We start from the raw sequence: 18,878 nt of genomic DNA on the forward strand, positions 1-18,878 counted from the left end.
CTTCATGCACCTCGTGTCACTTCGCGGTGTTTCACGAAAAAGCGGGCGCGGGCCCGGGCGTCAGCCGATGGCCGCTCTCTGGAACAGGCCGCCGGGCAGCCGCGCGACGTGGCCGTCGAGCTCGAGTTCGAGCAGCCTGGCCTGCAGCGCGGCGGCGCTCCAGCCGGTGCGCGCGCCCAGCGCGTCCAGGCTCACGGGATCGAAACCGAGCGCGTCCAGCAAGGGTTCTTCGCGCGCGGCGGACACGGCGCCGGCATCGCCGTTCACGGCCGCCGGTGCCGCCGCGCTGCCCGCGTGCAGAAAAGACGGCAGCTCCTCGAGGATGTCGTTGACCGATTCGACCAGCTTCGCGCCCTGGCGGATCAGCGCATGGCAGCCGCGCGACTGCGGCGAATGGATCGAGCCCGGAATGGCGAACACTTCCTTGCCCTGCTCCGAGGTGAGCCGCGCGGTGATCAGCGAGCCCGAGGCGAGCGCGGCCTCGACCACCAGCGTGCCGCGCGCCAGGCCGGCGATGAGGCGGTTGCGCTTGGGAAAGTTCTGCGTGAGCGGCGGCGTGCCGAGCGGCAGCTCGCTCACGATCAGGCCCTGCAGCGTGATGCGGTGCGCGAGGTCGCGGTGCCGCGCCGGATAGACGCGGTCCAGGCCGGTGCCCACCACGGCCACCGTGGCCAGCCGCGGCATGTCGCCGGCCGCATCGAGTGCGCCCTGGTGCGCGGCGCCATCGACGCCGAGCGCGAGGCCCGACACCACCGGCAGGCCCGCGTCGCCCAGCGCGCGCGCAAAGGCGCGGGCGTTGGCGGCGCCCTGCGGCGTGGGATTGCGGCTGCCGACCACCGCAATGCTGTGGCCGAGTTGGGTCAGGTCGAAGTCCGCGGCGCCGAGCACGTAGAGCATCAGCGGCGGGTCGGCCATCTCGAGCAGCGAGGCGGGGTAGGCGGCATCGCCCAGCGTGACCAGGCGGCGCGCGGCACCGTCATCGTGGCCGGGCTGCAGCCACTGCCAGGTCTGGTCGACTTGGGCCTGCAAGCCCGGCGGCGGTTGGTGCAGCGCGTCGGCCTGCGCCGCCGACACCACCTGGCGCAGCGCCTCGCCGGTCTGCGCAAAGACTTTCTCGGGCAGGCCGAAAGCCGCCAGCAGCCGGCGCGCGGCGCCATCGCCGATGCCCGGCGTCAGTGAAAGCCGCAGCCAGCCTGCGAGTTCTGCTCGGTCCAAATGAAGCGGAGAAAGAAGAAAGCGGAAAAAGTGTCAGGGATTGACGAGGAAGTCGCCCGCCTTCGGAGTGTCGGTGATCTCGAGCACCAGTGCGTACGAAACCTTTTCGAAGGGCCGGAACACCATCAAGAGGCCGATGCGTTCGTTCGGCAGCTTGATGGTTTCCTTGCGCGCGCCGGTGCGGTCGAGAATGGTCTCGCCGTTCTTCAGGATGGCCAGCACGTGGCCGCTGTCGATGCCGTCGCGGGTGCCCTTGTTGATGGCCACCACCTGGTTCTGGGCCGCGAACTGCACCGCGTTGCCATAGACCGAGATGATGCGGCCCTCGACCTGCGAGGAGGGCGCGCGCGGCACATAGCTCAGCAGCTGGCGCGGTGGCTCGGGCAGCAGGCGGTCGCCGGCGCGGATTTCCTCGCGCGCCGCGATGATGTCGACGCTGGCCGGCACCACGGTGATGACGTCCTTGTCGTCGGTGGTTTCGACCGTGGTCGATTCGCCGCGCTGGAGCTGCGCCTTGCCCAGGTACTGCGCCTCGTAGCCGAGGATTTCACCGGTTCCCGGGTCCTTGAGAGGCGTGGCGCTGCGGAACACGCGGAAATTCTTCAGCGGGCCCGGCGTTTCGAGCAGCGGCGTCTCGGCATTGCCGCGCGCATAGGCGCGGTCGCCGCGCGACAGCAGGACGCGGCTGTCGTTGCCGGCAACGATGCGCGGCGCGGCCTGCAGCGTGTCGGCATCGACCACGATCGGCTCGCTCAGGAAGGGCTCGATGATGCTCGGGTTGAGCGTGGGCAGGGCCATGCCGGCCAGCGAGTCGAAGCGCGTGCGCGGCGACAGCTTGATGGTGCCGCCATCGGCGCTGCCGCCCGCGCCGCGGCGCATGGTCAGGCGTGCGCGGCCGCCGGTCTTGTCCAGGTAGAGGACCTGGCCGGGGTAGATGCGGTGCGGGTTCGCGATCTCGCTGATGTTCATGCCCCACAGTTCCGGCCAGCGCCAGGGACGCAGCAGGTACAGGCGCGAGATCGCCCAGAGCGTGTCGCCGGGCTTGACCGTGTATTCGTCGGGCGCATTGGGCGCCAGTTCGCTCAGCGGAACGCCGGTCTGGGCGGTTTGCTGGGCGGTGGCGCGCTGCTGTGGCGTGATGGGGTAGTTCTGTGCCCAGGCCGCCGTCGTGCCGCCGGTGATCACCGCAAGGGCAGCCAACGTGGCGAGAAGATGCGGGCGCTGGCGGACAGTGATTCGGAGCTTTTTCATGTCTGGATGGGTGAGCGCGCCGCGTATCGGCGCACATACGAATCTCACAATTTGCTACGAATTCTGCGCCCGAAGCCCTTGGGAGGGCAACGTTTTCAGGCGATCCGGAGTCGCCGCGTCGCGGAATTGGCGAAAATAGCCACAACTTTCTCCCTGTTTCATGGCCAAACGAATCATTCTGAGTTACCCGGACAAGCGCCTGCACACGGTTGCCAAGCCCGTGCAGGGCGTCGACGCGCGCATCAAGGCCCTGGTGGCCGACATGCTCGAGACCATGTACGACGCCAGCGGCATCGGCCTGGCCGCGACCCAGGTCGACGTGCACGAGCGGCTGGTCGTCATCGACGTGTCCGAGGAACGCAACGAGCCGCTGGTGCTCATCAATCCCGAAATTATCTGGGCAAGCGACGAAAAGGTGTTGAACGAAGAGGGCTGCCTTTCGGTGCCGGGCATCTACGACGGCGTCATGCGTTCCACCTCGGTCAAGGTCCAGGCGCTGGACGAGAACGGCGAGCTGCGCACCATCGAGGCCGAAGGCCTCCTGGCCGTGTGCATCCAGCACGAGCTCGACCACCTGCTGGGCAAGGTGTTCGTCGAATACCTGTCGCCGCTCAAGCGCAACCGCATCAAGAGCAAGCTGCTCAAGCAGCAGCGCGAAGAGGCCAAAGAGGGCCGGGCGTGACAGCTTCCCTGCGGCCCTGGGCGCTCGGCCTTGCCGCAGCAGGGCTCATGCTCGCGGGCTGCGCCAGCGAACCCACGCGCATTGCCCCCGGCACCACCGCCGCCGAAACCCTGCAGCGCCTGGGTGCGCCCACGGGCCGCTATCCGCTCAATGGCGGCGGCGAGCGCCTGCAGTATTCGCGCATGCCGGCGGGCTTCGAGGTGGTCGACATCGACGTCGACGCCTCCGGCAAGGTCGTCTCCGTGACCCAGGTGCTCAGCGAGGCGCGCTTCGGCCACGACATCAAGGTCGGCCAGTGGCGCCAGAACGATGTGCTCGCCTTCTACGGCCGGCCCTATGAAACCAGCCGCGTCAGCTCCTTCGACGGCGTGGTCTGGAGCTGGCGCTACAAGGCCGTGAACGAGCGCCGCATGCTCTATATCTACATCGACCCCACCGGCGTGGTCCGCCGCTATCACACGGGGGACGACCTCGAACTCGATCGGATCCGCGATTGACCCCGCTGAAAGTCGTTTTTGCGGGCACGCCCGAGTTCGCGCGCGCCGCGCTCGAAGCCATTGCCGCCGCCGGCCATGAGATCGCGCTGGTGCTGAGCCAGCCCGACCGGCCCGCGGGCCGCGGCATGAAGCTGCAGGCCTCGCCCGTCAAGCAATGCGCCGTTGCCCACGGCTGGCCGGTGGCGCAGCCGCGCAGCCTGCGGCTGGACGGCAAGTACCCGCAAGACGCCGTGGCCGCGCGCGAGGCCCTGCTGGCGGCCCGGCCCGACGTGATGGTGGTGGCGGCCTACGGCCTCATCCTGCCGCAATGGGTGCTCGACCTGCCGGTGCACGGATGCCTCAACATCCACGCCAGCCTGCTGCCGCGCTGGCGCGGCGCGGCGCCGATCCATCGCGCCATCGAGGCCGGCGACGCGCAGACCGGCATCACCATCATGCAGATGGACGCCGGCCTGGACACCGGCGACATGCTGCTGCGCGAAGCCGTCGACATCGGCAGCGACACCACCGCGCGGCTGCACGACCGGCTGGCCGAGCTGGGCGGCCGCCTGATCGTCCAGGCGCTGGCCGACATCGGCCGCCTCGCGCGCACGCCGCAGCCGGCCGAAGGCGTCACCTACGCCAGCAAGGTCGAGAAGCACGAAGCCCAGATCGACTGGAACCAGCCGGCCGACGCGATCGTGCGGCGCATCCGGGCCTTCGACCCGTTCCCGGGCGCCAACAGTGCGCTCGATGGCGAGACCATCAAGCTCTGGGCCGCGCATGCGGCGCCGCCGGCCGAGGTTTCGGCCGCGCCGGGCACCCTGCTGGCCGTGAGCGACGCCGGCGTGGCGGTGGCGGCGGCCGGCTCGGTGGTGATGGCCACCGAACTGCAGCGGCCCGGCGGCAAGCGCCTGGACGTGGCCGACTTCCTGCGCGGCTTCGACCTGAAGCCCGGGCAGCGGTTCGGCTGATGTTCCTTTCCGCAGCCATTCGCCGCCGCCCCGAATTCCGCGCCGGCATCCGCGACATGTCCTCGGCCGCGCTGGGCATCGGCGCCTGGGGCCTCATGACCGGCGTGGCCATGGTCAAGTCGGACATGAGCGTGCTGGAGTCGGTGGCCATGACGCTGCTGGTCTACGCCGGCAGCTCCCAGCTCGCGGCCATTCCGCTGCTGTTCGCGGGCGCGCCGGCCTGGGTGATCCTGGCCACGGGCTTTTGCGTCAACCTGCGCTTCGTGGTCTTCAGCCTGCACCTGCGGCCCTACCTCATGCACATGCCGCGCTGGCGCCGCATGACGCACGGCTACCTCACGGCCGACCTGAGCTATGCGCTCTTCACTCGGCAGTACGCCGCGCCGCCGGCCACCGCTGCCGAGCAGCAGTCGCAGGAGGCCTACCTCACGGGCAACTACTTCGTGACCTGGTGCTCCTGGATGGGCATGAGCCTTCTGGGCATTGCGCTGGCCAACTTCATTCCGCAGAGCTGGGGCCTGGGCTTTGCCGGCGTGCTGAGCCTGGTGGCAATCGTCTGCTCGATGGCCACCACCCGGCTGCGCGTGCTGGCCGCGCTGGTCGCGAGCGCCACCGCGGTGGCCGCCTATGCCCTGCCGCTCAAGCTCAACATCGTGGTGGCCATCGGCGCCGCGGTGCTGCTGTGCTTCTGGCTCGAGAAGCGGTTCGGGCTCGACCCCGACGCGGAGGACGACAAGTGAAGGGCACCGACCTGTGGACGATGGGCGTGATCGTCGGGCTGGCCGCGGTCACGGTGCTCACGCGCTGCTTCTTCTTCATCCTCGACCGGCCCTGGGGCCTGCCCGAGTGGGCGCACCGTGCGCTGCATTACGCACCGGCCGCCGCGCTGGCCGGCGTGATCGCGCCCGAGATCGTGATGACCCAGGGCCACCTGATCACCACGCTGCACGACGCCCGCCTGTATGCGGCCGTGGTCGGCGCCGCTTACTACTACTGGCGGCGCGGCGTGCTCGGCACGATGCTCGCGGGCATGGCGGTGTACTTGCCGCTGCACCTGGGCCTGGGCTGGTAGGCCGTGCTTCTTTTCAGTCCAGCTTCACGCCGGCGGCCTGGATGATCCTGCCCCAGCGCTCGCTCTCGGCACGCGAGAGCTTGTAGAACTCCTGCGGCGTGCCCGGCAGCGCCTCGAAGCCGAACTCCGAGAACAGCTTCGCCACCTTCGGTGCCTTCATCGCCTTGTGCAGTTCGCCGTTGATGCGCGCCACCGCCTCGGGCGGCATGCCGGCCGGGCCGATCAGGCCGTGGAAGGCATAGGCGTTGACGTCGCTGAAGCCGGCCTCGACGAAGGTGGGCACCTCGGGCAGTGCGCTCGCGCGCTGCGGCAGCGCGATGGCCAGCACCCGCACCTTGCCCGCCTTGATGATCGGCAGGCCCGAGGCCAGGTCGAGCATCATCGTGGGCACCTGGCCGCCCATCAGGTCGGTCATGGCGGGCGCGGCGCCCTTGTAGGGCACGTGCGTGATCGTCAGGCCGGCCTTCTGCTTGAAGAGCTCCATCGCCATGTGGTGCGGCGAGCCATTGCCCGGCGAGGCATAGCTCGCCTTCTCCGGGTTGGCCTTCACGTAGCGCACGAACTCGGCCACGTTCTTCGCGGGAAAGTCCGGGTGCACCACCAGCGCTACCGGAAAGCGGCCGATGGCGCCGATGTAGGTGAAGTCGCTCGCGGGCTTGTAGGGCAGCTTGGCGAACATGTGCTCGTTGAAGAGCAGCGCCGCGTTCTCGGCCTGCATGATGGTGTAGCCGTCGGGCCTGGCCTGCATCAGCACCGAGACGCCGATGTTGGTCGAGGCGCCGGGCCGGTTGTCGATGATGAGCGGCTGCCCGAGCGACGGCTGCATCGCCTCGGCCAGCGAGCGCGCGAGGTTGTCGGTGCCGCCGCCGGCCACGTAGGGCACGATCCATTTGACGGGCTGGCTCGGGTAGGCGGCAGGCTGCTGCGCCGATGCGAAAGGGCTCGCCAGCGCGAGGGCCGCGGCCATGAGGGGAATCAGTCGCTTCATCGTTTCTTGTCTCCATTGCTTGTCTTGGAATCTGTTCAGCTCATTCGCCGCGCAGCGTCTGCCACAGTTCGCGGTCGCGCTCCGCGGTCCACACCACGGGGTGTTCGATGCCGCGCAGTTCGTCGTAGGCGCGCGAGACGTCGAAGGGCAGCACGTGCTGGAACACGGGCCAGCTGCCGAAGCGCGGCGCCATGGCCGCTTCGGCGCGTGCGAAGCAGCCCTTGAGCGTTTCGCCCGCGGCCATGCCGGCCTTCACGCTGTCGAGCAAGGCCTGGAGAAAGGCCTGGGTGAGTCCGATGGCCTCGGCGCATTCGGCCTCGCCCTGCAGCACGGCGCCGCGGCCCGGCACCAGCACGCGCGGCTTCAGCGCGCGCACCGCATCGAGCGTGCCGGACCAGTCGCCGATGTAGGCGTCGCCGGCGTAGACGCCGCAGTGGTTCTCGACCACGTCGCCCGAGAACAGCACGCCGCAGTCGGGCAGCCACGCGACCGTGTCGCCGCTCGAATGGCCGCGGCCCAGCGCCATCAGGCGAAGCTCGCGGCCTTGGCTGCGGCCAGGGCCGAGCCACAGGCTCATCTCGCGCTCGAAGCTCTGCGTCGGGAAGGTCAGGCCCGGGATCTCTTCCACGCCCGCGAAGAGGCGCGGGAAGCGGCCGACCTCGGAATCGAAATCGGCCTGGCCGCGCGTGCGGATCCAGTCCAGCGTGCCGTTGCTCGCGATGATGGCCTCGACCTCGCCGAAAGCGCTCGCGCCCATCACGCGCACCGCGTGGTAGTGCGTGAGCACGATGGTCTTGATCGGTTTGTCGGTCACCGTGCGGATGGCTGCGAGAAAGTCGCGCGCCATGCGCGGTGTGGGGCGCGTGTCGATCAGCACCACCTGCTCGTCACCGACGACGAAGCCGCAGTTGGGATCGAAGTCGCTGATGTAGCCGTACACGTTGGGTGCGAGTTCGCGCAGCTGCGGCTTCTGCTCGCGCGTGTCGGACGCCGAGGCAAAGGAGACGTTGGCGGTCATGGGGTTTCCGGAGTTGTCGTGGGGTCTTCGGCCGCGGCGTGGATGCAGGCGAGCAGCACGGCTTGGTCGCCGCACTGGTTGGCCAGCAGCAGCACGAGGCGGGCGTTGAGGTCGGCGCTCTGCGCTTCGCCGAGGCCCTCGTGCGCGGCGAGCAGCGCGGCGTAGAAGCCGTCAGGGTCGGGGATGCGGGGCTCGGTGATCATCATGGGGCGTGGTGGTCGAGGGCGAGCGCGGTGCGCAGCGCGGCGGCGATGGCATCGGGCGTGGCGCGCGGCAGCGTCGCGGCGCGGTAGGCATCGGGCCGCACGAGCACGAAGCTGCCCGCGTCGCGCAGGCCGAGGTGGCGCACGAGCGTCTCGTCGGCCTGCAGCGCCGGCAGCCCGCTGTCGCCGCCGATCGCGAGCAGGCGCAGCGGCAGCGCCGCCGTGGCATCCATCGCCGCGGCGGCCGCGGCGCGTGTGGGTGCCAGCCACAGGCCCAGGCACTGCGTGCCCTCGGCCAGCAGCTGCATCAGCGTGGTCTCGCGGCCATCGGCCCAGCGCAGCGGCAGGTTCTGCACCGTGCGTGCGCCTTCCGGCAGCTGCGGCGCGGGCGGATAGTCGTTGGCGACCGACATGCGGCCGGTGTTGACCAGCGCACGCGCGAACGGATGGCGCGCGGCCAGCGCCACCACCGCGCGGCGCAGCGTGTGCTCGGCCGGCGAGCGCGGCGCAAGAAAGCGCGCCGAGCGGCTCGTGACCTTCAGGTTCTCCTTCGCGGCCGGCCGCCGTTCGGCGTCGTAGCTGTCGAGCAGCGCATCGTTCGCTTGGCCTTGCACGACCAGCGCCAGCTTCCAGCCGAGGTTGGCCGCATCCTGGATGCCGCTGTTGCCGCCGCGCGCGCCGAAGGGGCTCACCACGTGCGCGGCATCGCCGATGAAGAACACGCGGCCGTGGCGGAAACTGTCGAGCAGGTGGTCGCGGTAGCCGTACGGGCCGATCCAGACGAACTCGAACTCCACGCCCGGCCCGAGCTGCTCGCGCAGCCGCGCGCCCGCCACTTCGGGCCGGCTGATGTGGGCGGTGTCGCAGTCCTCGGGCATCTGGTAGTCGATACGCCAGACGCCGTCGGCCATCAGGTGCTGCCAGACGCCGCGGCCCTCGTTGAAGGGCGCGTCGACCCAGGTCCAGCGCTCGGTGGGCAGCGGCTTCTTGAAGCGCACGTCGCTGATGCACCAGCGGTCGGTGCTGCGCGAGGCATGCGCGTCGATGCCGAGCTGCGTGCGGATCGGGCTGTTGGCGCCGGTCGCATCGATCAGGCGGTCGGCTTCGATCGTATAGCGGCCGGCGGGCGTTTCAATGTCGATGCGCACGCCATCGCTCAGGGGCTCGATGCGCGTCACGCGGCTCTTCCAGCGCACGTCGGTGAGGCCGAGTTCGAGGATGCGCTCGACCAGGAACCACTCGATGTAGAACTGCTGCAGGTTGATGAAGGGTGGCTGCCTCGAGACGCTCTCCGCCTGCAGGTTGAAGCTGTAGACCTCCTGCTCGCCCGAGAAGGTGCGCCCGAGCGACCAGGTGATGCCCTTGGCCGCGATGCGCTCGCAGATGCCCAGGCGCTCGAAGATCTCGAGGCTCTTCTGCGCATAGCAGATGCCGCGCGAGGACGCGCCGCGCACGCCGACGGTGTCGTCCTCGTCGAGCAGCACCGCGCGCACGCCGCGCTGCGCGAGGTCGCAGGCCAGCGTGAGGCCCGAGGGGCCGGCGCCGACGATCACGATCGGGTGGCGGACGATCTCCGTACGGCCCAGTTCGGGCGGTGGCGTGAACGGCCAGACCGGCAGCTCGTAGGCCGGTGCAAATGCAAAGCTTTCCATGGCTCCTCTACAGCGCGTGGGCGAATTCGGCGATGGCATCGGCCGCCTTGGGAATCAGCTCGGGCTGGCCCGCGAGGTAGTGGTTGCCGCCCACGATGTCGACATTGCGGATGCGCGCGCCGCCCGCGGCCATCCACGCATCGCGCGTGCTCGGGAAGGTCGACTGGTCGCCGGTGTAGGTCAGCAGCAGCTTCGGCACCGCGGTGCGCGCGAGATTCGTTGGCCCGTCGGCCTGCGAGCGCGAAGACCATTGCGAGAGGAAGGCCGTGAGCGAAGTGGTGCGGCCCATCGCATTGGCCGAGTAGTTGACCTGGCGCGCATCGCCCCACACGCTGCCCGGCAGGCGGTCGTTGGCATCGAGCGACAGATCCACGCAGCGCGGATCGGCATGCGTGCGGTAGACGATGAAGGTCTGGTCGCGCGGTGCGCCCGGGGTGCCGCGCAGCAGCGCGAGGCGGTCGACGCACCACTGCTCGATGCGATCGAGCCGCGCCTGCTGCGCCGCGCTGAAGCGCGCGAGAAAGCCGCGGTCGTAGGGCATGCGGTGGCGCGGGTCGTACATGTCGAGCTCGGGGTCCACCGAGAGCGGGTCGTGCTCGTCGGTGACCGAGGGGTCGATCCAGTCGCGCATCAGCCGCGTGCGGCCCAGGTGCGCGGCGCACAGCGCAATGCCGTCCACGGGCGGCAGGTCGGCCGGGTGCAGGTGCGTGGGGTCGCCGTCGGGCAGGTGGGTGGCGGTGAGCTTCTCGGCCTGCGCCTGGTAGAAGGCCGAGAGCGCCGCGCCGCCGGAGTTGCCGACCAGGAACACCTTCTCGTAGCCGGCCGCGCGCAGGTACTGCACGCCGGCGCCCAGGTCCTGGATCGCACGCTCCATCAGCAGCACCGTGTCGTTGCCCACGTAGCGCGAGTTCAGCCCCATGCAGCAGATGCCGCGCTCGGCCAGCGGGCCGATCAGGTAGTGGCCCATGAAGTTGCTGGTCGGATGCATCACGATGGCCGCGATTCTTTTCGGGCCCGGCGGCGCGCGGAAGGCGCCGTAGATGCGTGGGCGCAGCATCTGCAGGCCCGACTGGCTCTCCATGGCCGCGCCGGGCTTCACGTCGATGACGGCGAGTTGCAGCTCAGGCATGCGACGCGTCCTTCGCTGCGCGCAGCCCGGCCTTGCGCGCGGTCCACGCATCGAGGTCTGCGCGGGCGCGCAGTGCATGCGCCTCCATCTCGGCCTGCGGCACCGTCGGCGTGGTGAGCTCGACGCGAAGGCCGTTGGGATCGAAGAAGTAGATCGATTCGATGATGTGGTGGTCGGTCACGCCCAGCACCTCGACGCCGGCGCCCTCGAGCCGTGCCTTGGCGGCGAGCAGGTCGGCCACGGAATCGACCCGCAGCGCGATGTGGTTGACCCACGCCGGCGTGTTGGGCGAGGGCAGCGCGGCGATGTCGTCGCCCAGGTCGAAGAAGGCGATGTACGAACCGTCGCGCATGCGAAAGAAGATGTGCACGTAAGGGCAGTACTCGCCCGTGCTCGGTACGTGGTCGCTCTTGATGACGTGCGCAAGCGGCAGGCCCAGCAGGTCTTCGTAGAAGCGGCGGGTTTCCTCGCTGTCGCGGCAGCGCCAGGCGAAATGGTGCAGCCCGCGAACTGGCGGGGCCGCGGGGGCGGTCGTCGGCATGGCTTTGTGGTCTCCGGTGAGCCGCGATTGGGCAATGCCGCGTCTTATGATGCAATCGAAATTAATTCATCGATTGATGAAATAAACATATGAATCTGACCCTGCGCCAATTGCGCGCCTTCGCGGCCGTGGCCGAGACCGGCAGCTTCACCGCGGCCGCGCAGCAGCTGCACCTCACGCAGTCGGCGCTCAGCGTGCTGGTGCGCGAGCTCGAGCGCGAGATGGGCGTGCAGCTGCTCGACCGCCACACGCGGCGCGTGCAGTTGTCCGAGGCCGGGCGCGAGTTCCTGCCCTCGGTGCACCGGCTGCTGGGCGACCTTGCGGGCGCGGTGGCCGGCGTCACGGATTTGCGTGACAAGAAGAAAGGGCTGTTGCGGCTTGCAGCGCCGCAGCTCATGGCCTGCACGCTGATGCCGCGCGTGATCGCGCTCTACCGCGAGGCGTTCCCCGACGTCGATGTGCGCCTGGCCGACACGCTGCCCGAGCACCTGCTGGCCGGCGTGACGGCCGGTGACGTGGAGCTTGCGGTGGGGCAGGACGTGGCGGTCGACGGCGCCGTCGAGCGCCGCACCCTCTTTCGCGACCGGCACTGGCTGATCTGCCCGCCCGGCCACGCCTTTGCGAAGCGCCGCAAGGTGCGCTGGCATGAACTCGGCCCCTACACCTTCATCGCGCCCACGCGCGACTTCCGCCAGCGCGTGCTGCCCGAGCTGGCGCCGGCCGAGCGCGAGCTCATGCTGCGCCCGGGCACCCAGGAGGTGTCGTACATGACCACCGCGCTCGGCATGGTGGCCTCGGGGCTCGGGCTCACGGTGTGCCCGACCTATTCGGCGCCGCTGGTGCGCGCCCACGGCCTGCAGATGGTGCGGCTCGAATCGCCCGACTTCCACCGCGAGGTGTGCATCTACAGCGCGGCGCGGCGCACCCTCTCGCCGGCTGCCGCGAGCTTTGTCGAGATCCTCGAGCGCCATGCCCGGACGCAGCCCAGGGCCGGATGAAAAGCATCGGCGGGCCGCACGAGGCGCATAGAGCGGCGCCGGGGCCAAACCTACAATGGAAGGCGACCTGTCTTCCACCACCTTCTCCAGATCCATGAACGTCATTCGATTCACCGACCTCTGCGCGCAGGGCAAGGCCGCCGGCCAGCGCGTCTTCATTCGTGCCGACCTCAACGTGCCGCAGGACGATGCCGGCAACATCACCGAAGACACGCGCATCCGCGCCTCGGTGCCCTGCATCCAGCTGGCGCTCGACGCCGGCGCCGCCGTGATGGTGACCTCGCACCTGGGCCGCCCGACCGAAGGCGAATTCAAGCCCGAGGACTCGCTCGCCCCCGTCGCCAAGCGCCTGGGCGAGCTGCTCGGCCGCGAAGTGCCGCTGGTCGCCAACTGGGTCGACGGCGTCGACGTGAAGCCCGGCCAGGTCGTGCTGCTCGAGAACTGCCGCGTCAACAAGGGCGAGAAGAAGAACGACGAAGGCCTGGCCCGCAAGCTTGCCGCGCTCACCGACATCTACGTGAACGACGCCTTCGGCACCGCCCACCGCGCCGAAGCCACCACCTACGGCATTGCGCAGTTCGCCAAGGTGGCGGCGGCCGGTCCGCTGCTCGCGGCCGAGATCGACGCCATCACCAAGGCGCTGGCCCAGCCCAAGCGGCCGCTGGTGGCCATCGTGGCGGGCTCCAAGGTCAGCACCAAGCTCACCATCTTGAAGAGCCTGTCGGCCAACGTCGACCAGCTGATCGTCGGCGGCGGCATCGCCAACACCTTCATGCTCGCGGCCGGCCTTTCGATCGGCAAGTCGCTGGCCGAGCCCGACCTGGTCAACCAGGCCAAGGCGGTGATCGAAGCCATGCGCGCGCGCGGCGCCGACGTGCCGATCCCGGTGGACGTGGTCACGGCCAAGACCTTCGCGGCCGATGCGCCCGCCACCGTCAAGGACGCGGACTCCGTGGCCGACGACGACCTGATCCTGGACATCGGCCCCAAGACCGCCGCGATCCTGGCCGCGCAATTGCGCAAGGCCGGCACCATCGTCTGGAACGGCCCGGTGGGCGTGTTCGAGTTCGACGCCTTCGCGGGCGGCACCAAGGCCATCGCCCAGGCCATTGCCGAGAGCAGCGCCTTCTCGATTGCCGGCGGCGGCGACACGCTCGCGGCCATTGCCAAGTACGGCATCGAGAAGCAGGTCGGCTACATCTCGACCGGCGGCGGCGCCTTCCTCGAAGTGCTCGAGGGCAAGACGCTTCCCGCTTTCGAAATCCTTGCCAAGCGTGCCGCGGGCTGATTTTTCGCGCCCGCGCCGCGGTGCCCGCTTCCTGTTGTCGCACAAAGTGTATACAGTAGCGGATACAAAATGGAGACAAGCTCAATGATCACGGATCGCCTTCCCCGCCACGCCACCAAGATCGTCGCCACGCTCGGCCCGGCGTCCAACACGCCCGAGCTGCTGGAGCAGATGATCCTGAACAAGGTCAGCGTGGTGCGGCTCAATTTCAGCCATGGCACCGCGCAGGACCACATCGACCGCGCCGCCATGGTGCGCGAGGCCGCACGCAAGACGGGCCGCGAGGTGGCGATCATGGCCGACCTGCAGGGCCCCAAGATCCGCGTCGGCAAGTTCGCGCAGGGCAAGGTCTGGCTCGAGCCGGGCGCCAAGTTCGTGCTCGACGCCTCGCGCACCGAGCCCGGCGACGCCGAGGCTGTGGGCCTCGACTACAAGGACCTGCCGCGCGACGTGCGCCCCGGCGACCGGCTGCTGCTGAACGACGGCCTCATCGTGCTCACGGTCGACGCGGTTCGCGGCGAGGCGGTGCACACCACCGTCAAGCTCGGCGGCGAGCTCTCCAACAACAAGGGCATCAACAAGCAGGGCGGCGGCCTCACCGCCCCCGCGTTGACGGCCAAGGACATGGAAGACATCAAGACCGCGATGAGCTTCCAGGCCGACTACGTGGCCGTGAGCTTTCCCAAGAACGCCACCGACATGGAAATGGCGCGCCAGCTGTGCAACGTGGCCGCGGCCGAGTACGGCCACAAGCCGGGCCTCATCGCCAAGATCGAGCGCGCCGAGGCCATTCCCAAGCTGGAAGAGATCCTGCGCGCGAGCGACGGCATCATGGTGGCGCGCGGCGACCTCGCCGTGGAGGTGGGCAATGCCGCCGTGCCGGCGCTGCAGAAAAAAATGATCCGCATGGCGCGCGACATGGACAAGGTGGTGATCACCGCGACCCAGATGATGGAGTCGATGATCACCAACCCGGTGCCGACGCGCGCCGAGGTGAGCGACGTGGCCAACGCCGTGCTCGACGGCACCGACGCCGTGATGCTCTCGGCCGAAACCGCCTCGGGCCGCTATCCGCTCGAGACCGTGCAGGAGATGAGCCGCATCTGCGAAGCTGCCGAGGCGGCCGAGGACAAGACGCTGGACGCCGACTTCAGCGGCAAGACCTACAGCCGCATCGACCAGTCGATTGCCATGGGCGCGCTGTTCACGGCCCACCACCTGGGCGCCAAGGCCATCGTCGCGCTCACCGAGTCGGGCTCCACGCCGCTGTGGATGAGCCGCCACCGCGCGCACATCCCGATGTACGCACTGACCTCGCGCCTGGCCACGCAGCGCCGCATGGCGCTCTACCGCAACGTGCGCCCGCTGTTGATGGATTCGGAGAGCGACCGCGACACCGCGCTCGAGCAGGCCGAGGCCCACCTGAAGAAGCGCGGCATCGTGCAGACCGGCGACGTCTACGCCATCACCTGCGGCGAGCCGATGGGCGCCCCCGGCGGCACCAACATGCTCAAGATCTGCCGCGCCAGCTGAGTTCGCTCAGCCGTTGCGGAACAGAAAGCTGTAGGCGTTCAGCGCGGGCACGCCGCCCAGGTGCGCATAGAGCACCTTCGAGCCGGCCGGGAATTCGCCCAGGCGCACCTTCTCGATCATCCCGTGCATCGACTTGCCCTCGTACACGGGGTCGGTCAGCATGCCTTCCAGGCGCGCGCAGAGGCGGATCGATTCCAGCGTGCCTTCGTTGGGCAGGCCGTATTCGGGGCCGCCGAAGCGGCGGTCGAGCACCACGTCCTTGTCGGTGATGTCGCGGCCCAGCTCGACCAGCTCGGCCGTGCCCTTGGCAATGCGCACGATCTGCGCGAAGGTCTGCTCGGGCTTGGCCGAGGCGTCGATGCCGATCACGCGGTCGGCCCGGCCGTCGGCCGCGAAACCCACCACCATGCCGGCCTGCGTGCTGCCCGTGACCGAGCAGGTCACGATGTAGTCGAACTTGAAGCCCAGCTCGGCCTCCTGCTGCCGCACTTCCTCGGCAAAGCCGACGAAGCCCAGGCCGCCGCGCGGATGCTCCGAGCAGCCGGCCGGAATCGGAAAGGGCTTGCCGCCGGCCTTGCGCACGTCGGCCATGGCTTCTTCCCAGCTCTTGCGGATGCCGATGTCGAAGCCCGCGCTGTCCAGCCGCACGTCGGCGCCCATGATGCGGGACATCTCGATGTTGCCGACGCGGTCGTACACCGCATCGGAATAGTTGACCCAGTTCTCCTGCACCAGCACGCACTTCAGGCCCAGGTGCGCGGCCACCGCCGCCACTTGGCGCGTCTGGTTCGACTGGATGCCGCCGATCGACACCAGCGTGTCGTAGCCGCCCTCGAGCGCCTCGGGAATCAGGTATTCGAGCTTGCGCGTCTTGTTGCCGCCGAAGGCCAGGCCGCTGTTGCAGTCCTCGCGCTTGGCGTAGAGCTCGACCTCGCCGCCCAGGTGGGCGCTCAGGCGCTTGAGCGGATGGATCGGCGTGGGGCCGAAGGTGAGCGCGTGGCGCGGGAATTTCTTCAGGTTCATCGGTGCTGCTCCAGGAAAGGGATGCCATCGATCGTAGGAAGAAGCCGCCGAAACGTGCTTGCAAACTTTGGTGGAATTGCGGCGCAAAAAAAGACAAGATCGGGAAATCAGAGATTTTTGATTTGCCAATACCCCAATGAGCACAACAAAGTTGCGTACCACGCCGGCGCAGGCGGCCGAAGCGGCGGCGGAGCTCGACCGCACCGATCGCGCGATCCTGCGCGCCCTGCAGCGCGATGCCTCGGTGTCCAACGTGGCGCTGGCCGCCAAGGTCAACCTGAGCGCGCCGGCCTGCCTGCGCCGCGTGGAGCGGCTCAAGGCCGCGGGGCTCGTCAAGGGCATCGTGGCGCTGCTCGACGCCCAGGCGCTGGAGCTCGGCATGCTGGTGATGATCGGCGTGGTGCTCGACCGCTCCACGCCCGATTCCTTCGCCGATTTCGAGAAGGCCGCGCAAAAGGTCTCGGGCTGCCTCGAATGCCACGTGGTGACGGGCGAGTTCGACTACTTCATGCTCGTGCGAACGCGCGACAACGACAGCTTCAACCGCCTGCATGCCGAGCAGCTGCTGTACCTGCCGGGCGTGCGGCAGATCCGGACCTTCGTGGTGCTCAAGCAGGTGCTGTCGACCACGCAGCTGCCCATCTAGGAGCGCCCGCGCCGCGTGTCAGTGCCGTCCCACAAGGGGGCTCGATAGAATTGGGGCAGTTTTCTCTCGACTTTCCGCCTTCTTTTTCCCCTATTTCCGCGAGGTATTTCCCATGGCACTCGTCTCGATGCGCGAACTGCTGGACCACGCAGCCGCCAACGGCTACGGCATTCCGGCCTTCAACGTCAACAACCTCGAACAGGTCCAGGCCGTGATGGAGGCCGCCAAGGAAACCGGCGCGCCCGTCATCCTGCAGGCCAGCGCCGGTGCCCGCAAATACGCCGGCGAAGCCTTCATCAAGCACCTGATCCAGGCCGCGATCGAGCAGTACCCGAACATCCCGCTGGTCATGCACCAGGACCACGGCCAGAACCCGGACGTCTGCAAGGGCGCCATCGACCTGGGCTTCAGCTCGGTGATGATGGACGGCTCGCTCGAGGCCGACGGCAAGACCATCGCCAGCTACGACTACAACGTGGACGTCACCAAGAAGGTGTCGGACATGGCCCACCGCCTGGGCGTGACCGTCGAAGGCGAGCTCGGCTGCCTCGGCTCGCTCGAAACCATGAAGGGCGACAAGGAAGACGGCCACGGCACCGACGACACCATGACGCGCGAGCAGCTGCTCACCGATCCCGAGCAGGCCGCCGACTTCGTCAAGCGCACCCAGATCGACGCGCTGGCCATTGCCATCGGCACCAGCCACGGCGCCTACAAGTTCACGCGCGAGCCCACCGGCGACATCCTGGCGATCGACCGCATCAAGGAAATCCACCGCCGCATTCCCAACACCCACCTGGTGATGCACGGCTCGTCGAGCGTGCCGCAGGAGCTGCTGGCCATCATTCGCCAGTACGGCGGCAACATGAAGGAAACCTACGGCGTGCCCGTGAAGGAAATCCAGGAAGCCATCAAGCACGGCGTGCGCAAGATCAACATCGACACCGACATCCGCCTGGCCATGACCGGTGCGGTGCGCAAGTTCCTGGCCGAGAACCCCGAGAAGTTCGACGCCCGCGAATGGCTCAAGCCCGCGCGCGAAGCCGCCAGGCTGATCTGCAAGCAGCGCTACATCGAGTTCGGCTGTGAAGGCCAGGGCGCCAAGATCAAGGGCGACACGCTGCAGGTGGTCGCCGCCAAGTACGCCAAGGGCGAACTCGCGCAAGAAGTGGTCTGAAGACAAACTTTTTCCGCGAATCGCAGGCCACCGTTCGCGGTGGCTTTTTTCTGCGCGCACAATCCGTTTTCCCCCGTCACCCGTTTCCGCACAGCAGCACCGTTCCATGACCACCGTCCACACCTCTTCCATCCAGAGCCTGCCCCTGCTTGCGCGCGGCAAGGTGCGAGACAACTACGCCGTCGGCGAAGACCGCATCCTGATGGTCGCGAGCGACCGGCTCAGCGCCTTCGACGTGATCATGGGCGAGCCGATCCCGGGCAAGGGCGAGATCCTCACGCAGATGGCGCTGTGGTGGTTCGACCGCCTCGGCCAGCTGTGCCCCAACCACCTGACGGGCGAAGCGCCCGAGAGCGTGGTCACGCCCGAAGAAGTGCCGCAGGTCACCGGCCGCTCGATGCTGGTCAAGCGCCTGACGCCGATCCCGGTCGAGGCCGTGGTGCGCGGCTACCTGGCCGGCAGCGGCTGGAAGGAATACCAGGAAAGCCGTTCGGTCTGCGGCGTGCCGCTGCCCGAAGGGCTCACCAACGCCAGCAAGCTGCCGCGCCCGATCTTCACGCCCGCCGCCAAGGCCGCGGCCGGCGAGCACGACGAAAACATCAGCTACGACCGCGTGGTCGAGATCGTCGGCCCCAAGCTGGCGCAGCAGATCCGCGAGACCAGCCTGGAGATCTACGAAACCGCCGCGCAGATCGCGCTGGGCAAGGGAATGATCATTGCCGACACCAAGTTCGAGTTCGGCCTGGACGAGGCCGGCACGCTGGTGCTGATGGACGAGGTGCTCACGCCCGACAGCTCGCGCTACTGGCCGGTCGAGGGCTACCAGGCCGCGCTGGCCGCGGGCGCCAATCCGCCGAGCTACGACAAGCAGTTCGTGCGCGACTGGCTCGAAGCCACCAAGATCAACGGCAAGCCCTGGGACAAGACCCCGCCGGCGCCGCGCCTGCCGGCCGAGGTCATCGAAAAGACCGCGGCCAAATACCGCGAAGCGCTCGAGCGGCTCACGGGCTGA

Annotated in this window: 20 protein-coding genes; 11 read left to right on the forward strand and 9 right to left on the reverse strand. The window is 68.7% G+C overall.

All coding sequences use genetic code 11. The features are described from left to right. Positions 1–60 precede the first annotated feature (60 nt). Both dprA and AC1DSC_RS04965 read right to left on the reverse strand, forming a co-directional pair. Entirely contained in the window at positions 61–1,215 is a 1,155-nt protein-coding gene (gene dprA, locus AC1DSC_RS04960) for a DNA-processing protein DprA (protein ID WP_062364040.1), read from the reverse strand. A gap of 33 nt (positions 1,216–1,248) precedes the next feature. Continuing rightward, positions 1,249–2,466 carry a LysM peptidoglycan-binding domain-containing protein gene (locus AC1DSC_RS04965; protein ID WP_369663774.1) on the reverse strand — a complete coding sequence of 406 codons (1,218 nt, stop codon included), beginning with the start codon at positions 2,464–2,466 and terminating at the stop codon, positions 1,249–1,251. A gap of 160 nt (positions 2,467–2,626) precedes the next feature. On the opposite strand from AC1DSC_RS04965, the gene def reads away from it, so the two are divergent. The 5 genes from def to AC1DSC_RS04990 are packed head-to-tail and all read left to right on the forward strand — an operon-like array spanning position 2,627 to position 5,670. After that, positions 2,627–3,148, forward strand: a complete 522-nt coding sequence (gene def, locus AC1DSC_RS04970) for a peptide deformylase (protein ID WP_015867852.1) — start codon at positions 2,627–2,629, stop codon at positions 3,146–3,148. Beyond that, complete coding sequence (locus AC1DSC_RS04975) at positions 3,145–3,645, forward strand: hypothetical protein (RefSeq protein ID WP_018905219.1); 501 nt, start codon at positions 3,145–3,147, stop codon at positions 3,643–3,645. Before def ends, AC1DSC_RS04975 begins: the two co-directional genes overlap by 4 nt. After that, entirely contained in the window at positions 3,642–4,598 is a 957-nt protein-coding gene (gene fmt, locus AC1DSC_RS04980; RefSeq protein ID WP_436288208.1) for a methionyl-tRNA formyltransferase, read from the forward strand. Before AC1DSC_RS04975 ends, fmt begins: the two co-directional genes overlap by 4 nt. After that, positions 4,598–5,338: an AzlC family ABC transporter permease gene (locus AC1DSC_RS04985; RefSeq protein ID WP_369663773.1), complete on the forward strand. Its 741-nt coding sequence runs from the start codon at positions 4,598–4,600 to the stop codon at positions 5,336–5,338. The genes fmt and AC1DSC_RS04985 overlap by 1 nt, the downstream gene beginning before the upstream one ends. Beyond that, positions 5,335–5,670: an AzlD domain-containing protein gene (locus AC1DSC_RS04990; protein ID WP_018905216.1), complete on the forward strand. Its 336-nt coding sequence runs from the start codon at positions 5,335–5,337 to the stop codon at positions 5,668–5,670. The genes AC1DSC_RS04985 and AC1DSC_RS04990 overlap by 4 nt, the downstream gene beginning before the upstream one ends. A 13-nt stretch (positions 5,671–5,683) precedes the next feature. On the opposite strand, the gene AC1DSC_RS04995 is transcribed toward AC1DSC_RS04990, so the two are convergent. From AC1DSC_RS04995 to AC1DSC_RS05020, 6 genes are read right to left on the reverse strand one after another with little or no spacing between them, the layout of a single operon-like run. Further along, positions 5,684–6,658, reverse strand: a complete 975-nt coding sequence (locus AC1DSC_RS04995; protein ID WP_436288207.1) for a Bug family tripartite tricarboxylate transporter substrate binding protein — start codon at positions 6,656–6,658, stop codon at positions 5,684–5,686. Between the two features lie 40 nt (positions 6,659–6,698). Beyond that, on the reverse strand, positions 6,699–7,676 hold the full coding sequence (locus AC1DSC_RS05000; RefSeq protein ID WP_369663771.1) for an MBL fold metallo-hydrolase: 978 nt from the start codon (positions 7,674–7,676) through the stop codon (positions 6,699–6,701). After that, the gene (locus AC1DSC_RS05005; protein WP_307593460.1) at positions 7,673–7,879 is read right to left on the reverse strand and encodes a DUF2783 domain-containing protein; all 207 of its coding nucleotides are present in this window, start codon (positions 7,877–7,879) and stop codon (positions 7,673–7,675) included. The genes AC1DSC_RS05000 and AC1DSC_RS05005 overlap by 4 nt, the downstream gene beginning before the upstream one ends. After that, a complete protein-coding gene (locus AC1DSC_RS05010; protein WP_369663770.1) occupies positions 7,879–9,531 on the reverse strand; it encodes an FAD-dependent oxidoreductase in 1,653 nt (550 codons plus the stop codon). Before AC1DSC_RS05010 ends, AC1DSC_RS05005 begins: the two co-directional genes overlap by 1 nt. 7 nt (positions 9,532–9,538) lie before the next feature. Next, positions 9,539–10,660: an alpha/beta hydrolase family protein gene (locus tag AC1DSC_RS05015; RefSeq protein WP_369663769.1), complete on the reverse strand. Its 1,122-nt coding sequence runs from the start codon at positions 10,658–10,660 to the stop codon at positions 9,539–9,541. Further along, positions 10,653–11,201 carry a VOC family protein gene (locus AC1DSC_RS05020; RefSeq protein ID WP_018905210.1) on the reverse strand — a complete coding sequence of 183 codons (549 nt, stop codon included), beginning with the start codon at positions 11,199–11,201 and terminating at the stop codon, positions 10,653–10,655. Before AC1DSC_RS05020 ends, AC1DSC_RS05015 begins: the two co-directional genes overlap by 8 nt. Before the next feature lie 89 nt (positions 11,202–11,290). Here AC1DSC_RS05020 and AC1DSC_RS05025 point away from each other — a divergent pair, with 89 nt between their 5' ends. The 3 genes from AC1DSC_RS05025 to pyk all read left to right on the forward strand — a co-directional run bounded on the left by AC1DSC_RS05025 (position 11,291) and on the right by pyk (position 15,020). After that, positions 11,291–12,199, forward strand: coding sequence for a LysR family transcriptional regulator (locus tag AC1DSC_RS05025; RefSeq protein WP_018905209.1), 909 nt, complete (start codon positions 11,291–11,293; stop codon positions 12,197–12,199). 94 nt (positions 12,200–12,293) lie between these two features. Then, on the forward strand, positions 12,294–13,487 hold the full coding sequence (locus AC1DSC_RS05030) for a phosphoglycerate kinase (protein ID WP_026284084.1): 1,194 nt from the start codon (positions 12,294–12,296) through the stop codon (positions 13,485–13,487). 84 nt (positions 13,488–13,571) lie between these two features. Further along, on the forward strand, positions 13,572–15,020 hold the full coding sequence (gene pyk, locus AC1DSC_RS05035) for a pyruvate kinase (RefSeq protein ID WP_062364063.1): 1,449 nt from the start codon (positions 13,572–13,574) through the stop codon (positions 15,018–15,020). Between the two features lie 6 nt (positions 15,021–15,026). On the opposite strand, the gene AC1DSC_RS05040 is transcribed toward pyk, so the two are convergent. Further along, entirely contained in the window at positions 15,027–16,043 is a 1,017-nt protein-coding gene (locus AC1DSC_RS05040; protein WP_015867838.1) for a 1-aminocyclopropane-1-carboxylate deaminase, read from the reverse strand. A gap of 136 nt (positions 16,044–16,179) precedes the next feature. Between AC1DSC_RS05040 and AC1DSC_RS05045 the strand changes: the two genes are divergently transcribed. From AC1DSC_RS05045 to AC1DSC_RS05055, 3 genes are all read left to right on the forward strand, one after another. Further along, positions 16,180–16,689 carry an Lrp/AsnC family transcriptional regulator gene (locus AC1DSC_RS05045; protein WP_015867837.1) on the forward strand — a complete coding sequence of 170 codons (510 nt, stop codon included), beginning with the start codon at positions 16,180–16,182 and terminating at the stop codon, positions 16,687–16,689. 112 nt (positions 16,690–16,801) lie between these two features. After that, a complete protein-coding gene (fba, locus tag AC1DSC_RS05050; protein WP_018905207.1) occupies positions 16,802–17,866 on the forward strand; it encodes a class II fructose-bisphosphate aldolase in 1,065 nt (354 codons plus the stop codon). 106 nt (positions 17,867–17,972) lie between these two features. Continuing rightward, entirely contained in the window at positions 17,973–18,878 is a 906-nt protein-coding gene (locus AC1DSC_RS05055; protein WP_015867835.1) for a phosphoribosylaminoimidazolesuccinocarboxamide synthase, read from the forward strand.

The sequence above is a fragment of the Variovorax sp. 01N425 genome (assembly GCF_056399465.1).